The following is a 12,402-nucleotide window of genomic DNA, read 5'->3' as shown; positions in this document are numbered from 1 at the left end:
ATCTTAATGACACAATATGAGAAAAGAGAGAGAAAAAGTTATCCACAGGTTAGGGGTATTGCACTCCATATTCTTAAGTTTAACCGGTGACATAAGCAGCCCATTTATCCATATAGACACGGCGCTGTTCTAAATAGTCAGTACGACGATAGGCACGTTCTACTTGTCCTCCTACTGTATGACTTAGAATGGTTTCAGCGACCTCATAGGGGGCATCGGTTGTTTCAGCGAGCCAATTGCGTAAACTAGAGCGAAAACCATGGGGGCAGGCATCAAGACCAGTTTTTTTCATGTATTGTGACATACAAGTGTCTGCAAGAGGACCATGACCGGAGGTAGAAAAAAGGAACTCATTGCGTGTGAGAGAGCGCGCTTGTTCTATCACTTTGAGTGCTTCTAATGATAAAGGAACACGAAATTCTGTTGTCGCATCATATTTTCCTTTCATATTTTCAGCAGGTATAGTCCATATATCTCCTTCAACTTGATCTTCACGAATATGACGTAAAGGATTGGTGCGAACGCCGGTAAGGATAAGCGAACGCAAAGCCAATTGTGGGAGGGTTGTTGTTTGGCAAAGTGTTTTATAAAAAGCAGGCACATCTTTCCAATCCATTGCAGGTCTATTAACAGTTTTATGGCGTTGTTTCCCTAAGAGGGCGCGTGCTTTGGCTGTGACTTGTAAATCAACATCCAATCCTAATGCAGCCGCATGTTTGAAACAAAGATTAAGACGCATGAGGGCTTTCTCTGCTGTTTTTGCTTTTGTATGCCATATGGGGGCAAGCGTATTGCGTATCTCTGTTTGTGTGATTTCTGAAATGGGTAGACAGCCTCATTTAAGGAGTACATGAAGTTGTAAAGATGAAAACCAATCTCCAGATTTATCATCATCATTTAATTCAGCTTTACGGTTTTCAAAAGCGTCTAAAGCAATGTCTTTGAGAGAATGAAGATTACGCATTGCCTCATGCTTTTGTTTCTCACGTTCTTTAATGGGGGCACGTCCTTCACGTAAAACAGAACGCCACTGCGTTGCATGTTCACGGGCTTGTTTTAAAGAAACATCTCTCAAGGCTCCTAAGCCCATTTCACGACGGCGCCCATGAATTGTATAACGATAAATCCATTGAGCACCTCCATCTTTACGCTTATGAAGGGTCAAGCCGGTACCATCATTCACTTTACCAGCACCCAATGTTGCGACAGCCCTTGGCACTTAAGACGATTCATAAGAGATATTTTTCCTCTTTTCCTCTATAATTTTTACCCATCTGCCAACCCCGCTTATGGCATAAAGCTAAGTGAATAAAATTGATTCAATATGAAGTGATTTGAGATGAGAGAATCTTATGGGTATTCGGGGGTGTGATTCAAGGTGATAAACGATAAAAACCATTATGAAACAATGCATTGCCTGTGAAAGAAACAAGCTTTCCAATTGGTCATTTTATGATAACAGAAGTTATGACAACAAAAGCGGTTGGGCTTTTGAGAACAAACACGTAACTTCATTGATAGTATTTCAGAGTGTGGTTTTGCCTTGGAGTTTTTCAGTGTAGATGTTCTTTGTGTGATGCTTCTTTCGTGTTTGACATAAAAAATTACCCTTTTAGCAGCAAGTGAATATTTTTATTTTATCTGTTGATTGTACGCTTTTTAATTGGTGTATCCATGATGCCACAAAAGAAGAAGCTTTGGATGCAGTAGAAGTTGTAAGTGCCAAAGGTGGATTATTAAATAAGGCGTATGACTCAATGGTGCACTGATTGGGCTGTTAACGAAAGGTTTTTAGCTTGCTTCTTCAAGAGATAGGCAAGAAGATAAAGAATATATATGTGATAGGGCTTTGAATGAAGAATGATCATTGGCAGCAATGACAGAAATTACGGGTGAGCTTGAAGTTCATAAAGAGGCGATGAAACAAGCAGCTGATTCTTATTGTGCAACCGTAACACATGTACCGATGGGCTGGTGTGTTAATAGGGGCTTTTTTTCGTGAAGCATACCGTATTTCCGAAAGTGCTGTGGCATTCGCAGAAAAAAGCAATTCATCTTATTAATGAATTGTCATTGAATGAGCTTTAGACGATAGATTTAGATATTCCCGTGGCATTTTTTGATGTTTTAATGGTTGAAAAATCAGTTAAAAGCCGTAAAAGTTTTGGCGGTTCGGTACCTTCAGAAATACCTTATCAAATTGTCTATTGGAAAAAACACCTTGTTACAGCTTGAATGGTCGTCTTTATAGTCCAACAACATAAATTGATAGGAGAAAAAGGATAGATGAAAATGATTTTAAAAAATTTAACAATTGTCCTTTTTTGGGGATTTGTTATCGTGGGATGTGGACGTAAAGGACCACTGGAGATGCCACCACTGCCAAGTGTGGAAAAGCCTGCTCAGGAAGCCTCTGTCGTAAAAAAGGAAGAAGATAAACCTTTTATCCTTGATCGGTTGATAAAGTAGGAGGGAAGGGTGCATTTTTTCTCTTATCATCAACGTATTCTTCATGCTGAAGGTCTTTCGCTTGTTGCTCTTGCAAAGGCTGTGGGCACACCTTTTTATTGTTATTCAGCAAATGCATTGCTTACAGGTTTTAAAAACTATCAAAATGCCTTTCAAGGAATGCGTTGTTTGATTGCTTATGCCGTTAAAGCAAATTCTAATCAGGCAATTTTACGGCTTTTAGCAGCGCATGGATCGGGGGCAGATGTTGTTTCAGAGGGTGAATTGCGGCGTGCACTTGCCGCTGGTATTCCTGCACACCGTATTGTTTATTCTGGTGTTGGCAAAACAGTAAAAGAGATAGACTTTGCTCTTGCTCAAGATATCTCTTGTTTTAACGTTGAATCAGGACCAGAACTCGAACAATTGTCACAGCGTGCTGTTGCGCTTTCAAAAACGGCACGTGTTTCATTGCGTATTAATCCAGATGTTGATGCAAAGACTCATAAAAAAATTACAACAGGAAAGTCTGAGAATAAATTTGGTATTCCACTGTTGCTTGCGAGAGAGGCTTATCAAAAAGCAGTTTCTTTATCTGGGTTGCAGGTGTGCGGTGTCGATATGCATATTGGTAGTCAGATTTGTGATTTAAAACCGTTTGAAGAAGCATTTCTTATTATGGCAGATTTTGTGCGTCAATTATGGAGCGATGGTTTTGCGATAACGCATGTCGATATTGGTGGCGGGCTTGGTATTGCATATGGTCATGAACAACAGGCGATACCTTCTGTTTTTGATTATGCAGCGCTTGTAAAAAAACATATTGTCCCTTTAGGAATTGATATTATCGTGGAACCAGGACGTAGCATTGTTGGTGAAGCTGGTGTTTTGGTGACTTCTGTTCTCTATTTGAAAAAAGGGGAAGGGCGGAATTTTATTATTGTGGATGCTGCGATGAATGATCTGATACGGCCAACGCTTTATGATGCTTGGCAGAATGTAAGGCTTGTGAAACAAGCATCAGAAGATGCAGCGCTTATTCGTGCAGATATTGTGGGTTCAGTTTGTGAAACTGGCGATTATTTAGCATTAGATCGCTCTGTGCCAATTTTGGTACCCGGTGATCTTTTAGCGATTACGGGGGCTGGTGCTTACGGTGCTGTGATGGCAAGCACCTATAATAGCCGACTTTTAATTCCAGAAGTTCTCGTCCAAGAAACACGCTATGCAGTTATTCGTCCACGCCTTAATTATGAACAATTGATAGGATGCGACCATGTTCCAGATTGGATCGAGCGTTGTTAATTATTCTTGGTCTTATTTTTACTAAACTTTGATGAAACAATTTATTTTTTAGAAATTGTCTTGTGTGCGTTTTATCCTTCATGCACGCTTTCAAACATTTTCTTTCGCTGTGGTGCTATAAGGTATATTCATGCATATTAAAAATACAATGTTGTTTTTGTCTGATTTCAGTTTTCTTTTGCAGTCACCAAGTATAAAAGTGTAAAACTGGAAAATATTCAGGGTGGAATTTGTCTGGCAAACCTATGAAATAAATTTCATAAATGGTCAGCAAGTGCAATAAACTGAGAAAAAACCATCTGGTTTTAGACTGGTGGGAGGGGAGATCTTTGCTTTAAGAGGTGAAGGAGAAGGTTAAGATCTCAATTCACTCGACTAAAAGGGGACAAATACTTGTCTATGAAAAATGAAAACATCGGAAGTTTTGCAGCCATAAAGCTTTTGTGTGTGCGCATTTTGATGTGGTTTATCCTCTCATTTGAGCGGATATGGGTGCGGTTGTTACCATTTTTATTGGTTCTTAGTTTTTTTTGTTCTCTAAGTTGGTTTGGTGTTTTTAGGATCCTAGGTTATTGGATACATTTATTTTTGCTTGTATTTTTGCTTTTTGCTGCTGTGGGAAGTTTATTTTTTCTTCTTCGTTTTCGCTTTCCCACAATGAGGGAAGTTTATCAGCGGCTTGAACGTATAAATGGTCTTAAGAATCAGCCTCTAAGCGTTCAAACAGATCGTTTATGTTTTGAAAATGATGAAGATTTTAGTGCAGTTGTTTGGCGTGAGCATAAACGCCGCATGGCAAAACAACTCTATCATTTAAAAACTGGATTTTTTTATCCCAATAGTGCGGTTTATGATCCTTTTGCTCTGAGAGCTGTTTGTGTGCTTCTTGTTGTATGTGCTTTTAGTTTTTCTTTCGGATCACAGGGAGGACGTTTAGCAGATGCGTTTGATTTACATCCTGTTGTTGATGAAAAGTCAATGCGCATTGATGTTTGGGTAACACCACCTGCTTATACCGGTGTTGCACCTCTTTATTTAACAAAAGATGGGAAAACACATTTGACAGTTCCTGAAGGCAGTAACTTGATGGTACGTGTTGTCAATGGTGCTGGCATTAAAGTAAAGGCAATCTCTCAAGAGAATGCGAATGAAGTGTTGTTTTCAAAGAAAAATGAAAAAACGGTTTTAAATGACCCTGTTGTTCATTTTGAAACACATTTAAAACATTCAATAGATCTCTTTGTTTCATCACGTCTTAAGCAACAAAAGTGGCATTTGCAGGTGATGAAAGATCAGCCTCCAACAGTTAATTGGGTGGAAAAGCCAGGGCGGATTTTGACGGGTTCTTTAGAAATTCAGTATGCGCTGGATGATGATTATGGAGTGACAAAGGCTTTTGTTGAAATAGAGCCTTTTTCAAATCGGAATAAAAATGCTTCTTCGCTTTATAAGGCACCTGAAATAAAGCTTCTTCTTCCGCGTAGTGGAAAAGGTAAAATGCGGACTGTACAAGATGTATCCATTCATCCATGGGCTGGTTCACAAGTCAAAATAACTTTGGTGGCAGAAGATGGTGCAGGGCATAAGGCGCGGAGCAAAACTTTCGTTATGACATTACCGCAGCGTATTTTTTCGAATCCTGTTGCGCGGGCAGTGATTGAACTGCGTCGTTTACTGGCTCTTGATATTTCTGCGCAAGAACGTGTACTTGATATGCTTGCTGCATTACTTGTGCGTCCAAAAGAGGGGATTCAAAATTTCACACATTTTCTTGTGTTACAGAGCGCATGGACAAAGCTTTCTATGGTCAAGACAGAGGATGATTTGCGCGGTGTTATTGATTATTTATGGCAGATTGCTTTGGGTATTGAAGACAATGACCTCGAATCTGTGCAGAAAAACTTAAAACAAGCACAAGCTGCTTTGCGTGATGCTCTTCGTTATGGTGCTTCAGCCGCAGAAATTGAACGTCTTGTAGCAGATTTACGCCAAGCTATGGATGCATATATTCACGCTTTGGCTGAAAAATCACAAAACACTGAAAAAGCACAGGGCAATAATCGGAAAAATAAAAATCTAAATCATCCTAATCTTTCAGAGGATTCATTAGAAAAAAAATTGGATTTAATTGCAGAAATGGCCAAAACGGGTTCTTCTTTAGCAGCGGAGCAATTGTTGGCAGAAATTGAAAATACTCTTGATCATTTGCATGTTCGAAAGGGCAAGAAAAATGGGAAGAATGATCAAAGCCAATCCGCAAAAATGAAAGAACAAATGGATCAGCTTGGAGATTTTCTGCATCGTCAGCAAGAAATTCTCAATGAAACACACAAACTAGAAAGTGAACAGCAACCGGATAAGAATATACCGGAAGAGCAAAAGCAATTTTTAGAAAAACGCCAAGCTTTAAAAAAGCGTCAGGCCGAATTGCAGTCTGAATTATCAATGTTAGAAAAAGAATTGTTAGCACAAGGGCTTGAACCAGATAGCGCATTCAAAGAAGCAGAAGAAAAAATGAATTTGGCAAAAGATGCTCTTGATCAGGGAAATAGTAAAACGTCTATGCAAAATCAAGCAGATGCTTTAGAAGCTTTGCGGAAAGGCGCACAAAATACGTTAGAAAAAATGCGTGAAATGTTTAAAGAAAGCGGAGACAATCAAAATGCTACTTCTGGTGCGAAGGATCCATTAGGACGCCCACTTTCTTCACAAACAGATCAAAAAGGAAAAGACGGTGAAATTATACAGCAAGAAAATGATCAGATGCGTGCACGGCAGATTTTAGAAGAAATTCGTAAACGTCTTGGTAAGGAGCATCTCTTAGAGGTAGAAAAAAACTATCTTGAAAGGTTGCTGAATTTTAATTAATCATTCCATTTTCTTTTAATTGCTCTCAAAGAAGTGCATTGGAAGTCTTAGAAAGCATAAGGTTCAAAGAGAAAGAATATTACCAAGGCATTTTTGATGAAGTGATTGTAAAATGTTCGTATAGCTTTTTTGTTTTTTGCGTTTACGATATGGAAAATTAAAGTTTTTTCTATTGTGAAAAAGAGGCATAAGTCCATATAAATGGGGTATATGAAACCTGTGATGTTCAAAATTTGTTGCTACACGGTATGTTGAGTTGGATATAGTCACACTAAAAGATTTTTATGCTTCTGCACTTGGACTGCGTGTACAAGAGACGCTGTGTAACCAATTAAATTTATGGTGGCCAGATCTTGCTGACAAACGGGTGATGGGTTTTGGTTATGCGCTTCCTTATCTTTCTACGTTGCGTCCACGTACACAGCAATGTTTTGCTTTTATGCCTGCTGCTCAAGGTGCCTCTCCTTGGCCTTGTGCGGATCAGGTTGCAACAGCGCTTGTTTTTGAAGAGGATTTGCCTCTTCCTGATGCTTCGGTTGAATGTGTTTTGTTGGTACATGCGCTTGAATATACAGAAAATTCCTTTGAAACACTCAATGAAATATGGCGTGTTTTAACACCCAATGGTCAGTTGATTGTTATTGTTCCTAACCGTTCTGGTTTTTGGGCACGTAATGCTTGCACACCTTTTGGTTATGGTGAGCCTTATAGTCGACAACAAATTTCTCGTTTGTTTGAAAAAACAAATTTTACTTCAGGGTCAGTACAAGAAATGGTGTATTATACACCTTCTACTGGTTATGTTTCGCGGTTGTTCTCATTTTTTTATGAGCCGTTTGCACGTCATCTTTTGCCTTACTTTGGTGGGCTTTTAATGTGTCAGGCACAAAAACGTGTTTATCAGGGATTGCTTGTACAACGCCGTCAGTCGCGGCGTGTTTTTATTCCTGCATTATCACCACAAGCATATGAGTGTTCTTCTCGCCGTGTTTTCAATTCCGTCGAGAAAAGCTGTAGAGGAAATGTAATCCATTGAATCTCACTATTGTTATGCATGCAAAAGACGCGTATTTTTACACATGAAAAAGACGTGTGGGCGCTATTATTTTATTGATGTGTTTAATGCTATGGTTGCTTTTATCTGAATGACGGGGTGTAACGTAAAATCTATAAGATTATTGTATTTTCCATGTCTTTCATTTTTGTTATGTCTTTGAGATCATGAAGAGACCGCATTGCTTCACGCTTTTGTTTTTCACGTTCTTAATGGGGGCACGACCTTCACGCAAAATACAGCGCTACCCACGTTGCATGTTCACAGGCTTGTTTTAAAAAGGCATCTCTTAGAGCTCCTAAGTACTTTTGCAGCAGTGTTTGAGTGAATTGTATATCGATAAATCCCGTATACTGATAAATCTATTGCGCTTCATCATATTCACGCTGATAAAGGTGAAAAGCCGGCAGCATTATCTTTACTAGCTCATGGTGTTGTAAAAGTCGGTACCATCATTCTCTTTGCTAGTTCCCAATACCAGTTCATGGTATATTTACTTCCCTCATGAGATTGCGACAGCTCTTGCATGAAGGCGGTTCACGAGAGGCATTTTTCCTCCTTTCCTCATTCATTTTATCCATATGCCAATCCTGCTGATAGTGTAAGCCAAGTGAATAAAATTTCTTCAACATGAACAGATTTGAAATGAGAAAATCTTACAAGTTGCGGGGTTATGATTTAGGTTCGATAGCGAAAAATTATCATTATGAATCACTATGTTGTTATGTAAGATACAAGTGCCATTATCGGTACAGGTGCATTATCAATATCTGCTGTTTTAAGACGACAATTGGTTTTGCATTGAGATCGTGTATGAAAGAGATATCCCATTCTTTCTCAATGTTTTATTCACACATCCATGCTGCTTGTTATGCTAAGCAAACGGTTCACTATAAAGGGGTGTTGATTATGAGAGAATCTTTCTTTCTTTAAAGCTTTCATTTAGGTTGAAAGATAATGAATTGTTTTTATAAATCATTTTTCTTTTCTCTCATTTCATTTTTTTAGAGAGAATGATGTTATCAAAGTTATTTTTTGAAGTGTTGGAGAAGCTTTAAAGATTTAAGCGATAGCCGTTTTGGTCGGTAATAAGAATTTGCGTATTGGAGGGGTCTTTTTCGATTTTTTTTCGTAAACGATAAATATGCGTTTCTAAGGTATGGGTGACAATATTTTCATCGTAACCCCAAATTTGTTTTAGCAATGTTTCGCGACTAACGATTTGGTTATGAGTACGATAGAGATATTTAAGAATTGCTGCTTCTTTTTCTGTGAGACGTATTTCATTGTTGTGTTGATCAATGAGGAGTTTTTGTCCGGGTTTAAAATTATAGGAACCGATATAAAAAACTGTATCGTCACTTTGCTCATATTGGCGTAATTGGGCGCGAATCCGTGCCAACAACACTGCAAAGCGAAAGGGTTTGATTACATAATCATTGGCGCCTGTTTCAAGATCTAAAAGGGTATCGCAATCTGTATCATGATTACAAATCATGATAACGGGCGCGCGAAATCCTTGAGAGCGTAATTTTTCAACTGTTTTACGGCCATCAAGATCAGACAATTCAATATCCAAAATAGCAAGATCAATATTATTTTCTTGGGTTATTGTTATTCCTGCTTCAGCTGTTTTTGCTTGGAGAACTTCAAACTCTTTGTGTATTTGAAGTTGTTGTACCAAAATAGGACGTAGATCATTATCTTCTGCAACGATTAAAAGGGTATAGCGGCTCATTGTTTTCCTTATAAGCTATATTGAGGCAGCGATTGGTGGAAAAGAGTTTCATGAAAAATGAGATTGTATGCAAGAAAAATTAAAACAAGAAAGTTTTTAAAAATGCATTTTGGTTGCTTCTATGGTTGTTTGCTAGAAAATAGATAATAGTACGTGGGGCATTTTGCGTGTTGATCAAAATCGCTCATTTGTGCTGTCAAGCATTTTGATGTTTCTGCTTTTCAATCGGAGGAGATCGTTCATACCTTTAGGACATAGAGGTTGTTTTAGAGAGGGGCGTAATGTTATTACTCCTTTTCACGTTTGCTTTTGTCTTTGTGCTGCAGTGTAAGATGGTTAGTATAAAACGCGTGACGACACCCAATGATAATCCTTTCGTGTGTTTTTTTTATGAAAGTAAAAAGCCAACACCATTATTATATTTTTTCGTTTATGAATATTGTGACAACCCTTGCATTGAGACGGCTCAAAAGAGACACTTTTCCGCTTTTCTTAAATAGTTTTTGCACATGCTAATCTTGCCTATGATGCAAGAGAATAATTTTGATTGATTCACTATAATTCAGTTTGAAACGAGGCAATCTTAAAGTATTAAGTGCTTTTGTTCGATATATAAAAAGATAAATGATGATTATCAAGAAATGTTTTGAGTTTTCTATAAAAGCACCAAAAATATGCTTCGTGGAGGTGAAGTTCATACAATTTTTTCGGTAGGGTTGGAATGTGCTCAAACGAAAATGGCAGAAGGAAGTGCTCTTTTTATGCATTTTGCATGAAAAAATGACAGGTCAACAGAAGATTGATTTTTCCGCTGTAATAAGCCGGCATCATTAGTCTCTTTATCAGCTTCTGGTATATTGACCAACTCATAGTGTTGTGACAGCCCCTTGTATAGTCCTTGCATGAAGACCGTTCATGAGAAACATTTTTCCTCCTTATCCTCACTCATTTTATCCATATGCTAATCCCGCTGATAGTGTAAGCCAAGTGCACAAAATTGACTCAATATCAAAGAGGTGATGAGAGAATCTTACGGGTGTTAGGGGTTGTGATTTAAACTCAATAATAACAAATTATCTTTATAAATTATATTAGTATTATGAAATCGCTCTTGCTGCACAGAGATTGGCGAACAAAAATGATTGTTTTAAGATGAAAGCTTTTCTTCCTTAAGGTTGCCCATCAAACAAATTTCTTTCCATTCACTTTCTGTCACGGGTTGTACTGATAAGCGACTAGCTTTGACGAGCACCATATTTTCCAGTTTTGGATTCGCTTTAATCTGCTTTAATGAAACAGGCGTTGGCATATCATAAAGTGCGCGGATATCTACGCATTCCCAGCGTGGGTCAGAGGTGGTAGAATCAGGGTATGCTTCAGCACATACTTCTACAATGCCTACAATTTCTAATCCTTTGTTAGAGTGATAAAAAAAACCTTTATCACCATATTTCATGGCGCGCATATTGTTACGGGCTTGATAATTGCGGACGCCATCCCATTGTTCGCCATTAGCGCCTTTTTTCTTTTGCATGTCCCATGACCATTTATGAGGTTCAGATTTAAAAAGCCAATAAGCCATGCGCTCTCCTTTTATAGATTGTTTCTCGCTCATAGAATAGAAGTATTTTTATCTCTCATAGAGAGTGCTGCCAAGTATGATTTTGATGAAATAGGTATGATTTTTGATTAAAAATGAGGTCAATGTTTATGATCGAGTGTTTGCTTTTGTTAAAGCTTTCAGATTTATTTCTTTTTTTTTTTAACAATTGCGTTGTCGTAAAATTAAGGCTCTACGCTTTTTAGTTGTTTCATAAATTGTGTGAAGGTCGTTTATTTTTTCACTTTATAGAGGGAAAATATGTGCATTCATTGAAAAACGAGTTATGGATTGCTCTTATGCATAGCAGGTTTAGTCATTTTTTTAACTTTAATTTAGAGAAATAATCTGTATCTGCGCTGAGTGGAGGAACAGTGCAGGAAAATTAAACGCCCAAAATCTTAAAGATGAAAATTGGAGTGGCAACAGGTAGATTTCAAAGGTAGTGATATTATTTGATACTCTGTTGAGAACAGAGGCAATATGTTTTGTTTATAATAATTCATCATTTTGTTTCTTGAGAGGAGAGCCTTGAATGTTGTCAATTTCTCTTATTGCATACTCACGTTGTGGTGAATGCGTTAAAACTATTTTTTGTATAGAACAAGTGGCATCAGTGTGGAGATATAACAACTGCTTGAGAAAAATACCTCTAGTGAGCTGTTTCAATGAAAGAGTAGGAGCTGAAAGGGGTAGTTTGATTGCCTATTTTGATCATAAATAATGGTGTTGATTTGTTTTGTGATACTTGATTGTTATTTATATGGAGCAGTGAGTGATGCATAAGAGATCTTTCAGTCTATTCTTTCACAGATATTGTTGTGAAATGCGCTTTTTGAGCAATGAGAGATTTCTCTTTGAATGCATATGTATTTGCAATGAAAGCGTGCATGCATTGGTAATGTCATGATGTTTTGTGGTTAGTCTCTCTATTCAAAGAAAATGATAAGACGCGTGTGTCAATGTGTAATCTTCATCGTTTTAAGATATTTCTTTATACGTTTTTAAAAGTTGTAAAATTGAATAAAAAAGATGGTAAAGATGAGAATTCATTTGCATCTTTTATATTTTCCCAAAATTAAATTGTAGTTTCGTTGCAGAAATAAAGAAATATATGCCATATGCTCGTTTCAAGCTGGCATAGAAAAATTGCAATTTTTTGCAAAGGGTTCATGCACCTTGATTTTTGTTACAAACATGTTGTTGTAGTGAGTGTGAGGGTGTTTTCTTATGCTTTCGTGCCACGGCGTCCCATACCTATCAAGGGAGTTGCTTTCTCATCTAATGGCCAACGTGAGCGAGGCGCAAGATCAAGAGGACTTGTTTCTCCTCGTGCGAGTTTTTGTGCACCAGCAAAAGCGATCATCGCCGCGTTGTCAGTACACAAGG

Annotated in this window: 9 protein-coding genes and 2 pseudogenes; 6 read left to right on the top strand and 5 right to left on the bottom strand. The window is 37.9% G+C overall.

Features of this window, described 5'->3' with window-relative positions; all coding sequences use genetic code 11:
- Positions 1-79 precede the first annotated feature (79 nt).
- Positions 80-1,242 (bottom strand): annotated as a pseudogene (locus tag BN67_RS13565) (tyrosine-type recombinase/integrase).
- Positions 1,243-1,867: 625 nt separating this feature from the next.
- On the opposite strand from BN67_RS13565, the gene BN67_RS15200 reads away from it, so the two are divergent.
- The 6 genes from BN67_RS15200 (at position 1,868) to BN67_RS04660 (ending at position 7,657) form a co-directional block, all read left to right on the top strand.
- Positions 1,868-2,002 carry a hypothetical protein gene (locus tag BN67_RS15200; RefSeq protein ID WP_019222985.1) on the top strand — a complete coding sequence of 45 codons (135 nt, stop codon included), beginning with the start codon at positions 1,868-1,870 and terminating at the stop codon, positions 2,000-2,002.
- Positions 2,003-2,109: 107 nt separating this feature from the next.
- The gene (locus tag BN67_RS15195; RefSeq protein ID WP_019222984.1) at positions 2,110-2,235 is read left to right on the top strand and encodes a hypothetical protein; all 126 of its coding nucleotides are present in this window, start codon (positions 2,110-2,112) and stop codon (positions 2,233-2,235) included.
- 51 nt (positions 2,236-2,286) lie between these two features.
- Positions 2,287-2,469 carry an LPS translocon maturation chaperone LptM gene (gene lptM / locus BN67_RS04675; protein ID WP_026088170.1) on the top strand — a complete coding sequence of 61 codons (183 nt, stop codon included), beginning with the start codon at positions 2,287-2,289 and terminating at the stop codon, positions 2,467-2,469.
- A 9-nt stretch (positions 2,470-2,478) separates the two neighbouring features.
- Positions 2,479-3,753 (top strand): diaminopimelate decarboxylase, encoded by a 1,275-nt coding sequence (gene lysA / locus BN67_RS04670; RefSeq protein ID WP_019222982.1) that lies wholly within the window; start codon positions 2,479-2,481, stop codon positions 3,751-3,753.
- Between the two features lie 399 nt (positions 3,754-4,152).
- Positions 4,153-6,621, top strand: coding sequence for a TIGR02302 family protein (locus tag BN67_RS04665; protein ID WP_019222981.1), 2,469 nt, complete (start codon positions 4,153-4,155; stop codon positions 6,619-6,621).
- A 256-nt stretch (positions 6,622-6,877) separates the two neighbouring features.
- Positions 6,878-7,657, top strand: a complete 780-nt coding sequence (locus BN67_RS04660) for a methyltransferase domain-containing protein (protein ID WP_019222980.1) — start codon at positions 6,878-6,880, stop codon at positions 7,655-7,657.
- Positions 7,658-8,729: 1,072 nt separating this feature from the next.
- Here BN67_RS04660 and BN67_RS04655 read toward each other — a convergent pair.
- The 4 genes and pseudogenes from BN67_RS04655 to BN67_RS14125 form a co-directional block, all read right to left on the bottom strand.
- Entirely contained in the window at positions 8,730-9,413 is a 684-nt protein-coding gene (locus BN67_RS04655; protein WP_019222979.1) for a response regulator transcription factor, read from the bottom strand.
- A 727-nt stretch (positions 9,414-10,140) separates the two neighbouring features.
- Positions 10,141-10,317 (bottom strand): hypothetical protein, encoded by a 177-nt coding sequence (locus BN67_RS14130; RefSeq protein WP_156791631.1) that lies wholly within the window; start codon positions 10,315-10,317, stop codon positions 10,141-10,143.
- Positions 10,318-10,560: 243 nt separating this feature from the next.
- Entirely contained in the window at positions 10,561-10,995 is a 435-nt protein-coding gene (locus BN67_RS04645; RefSeq protein ID WP_019222977.1) for an EVE domain-containing protein, read from the bottom strand.
- 1,246 nt (positions 10,996-12,241) lie between these two features.
- Positions 12,242-12,402: pseudogene (locus BN67_RS14125) on the bottom strand (tRNA (adenosine(37)-N6)-threonylcarbamoyltransferase complex transferase subunit TsaD); the annotation flags it as partial.

The sequence above is a fragment of the Bartonella rattaustraliani AUST/NH4 genome (assembly GCF_000312565.1).
In the GTDB taxonomy this organism is placed as follows: Bacteria; Pseudomonadota; Alphaproteobacteria; order Rhizobiales; family Rhizobiaceae; genus Bartonella; species Bartonella rattaustraliani.
Note: the sequence above shows the minus strand (reverse complement) of the source record. Positions and strands in the feature narration are given on the sequence as shown.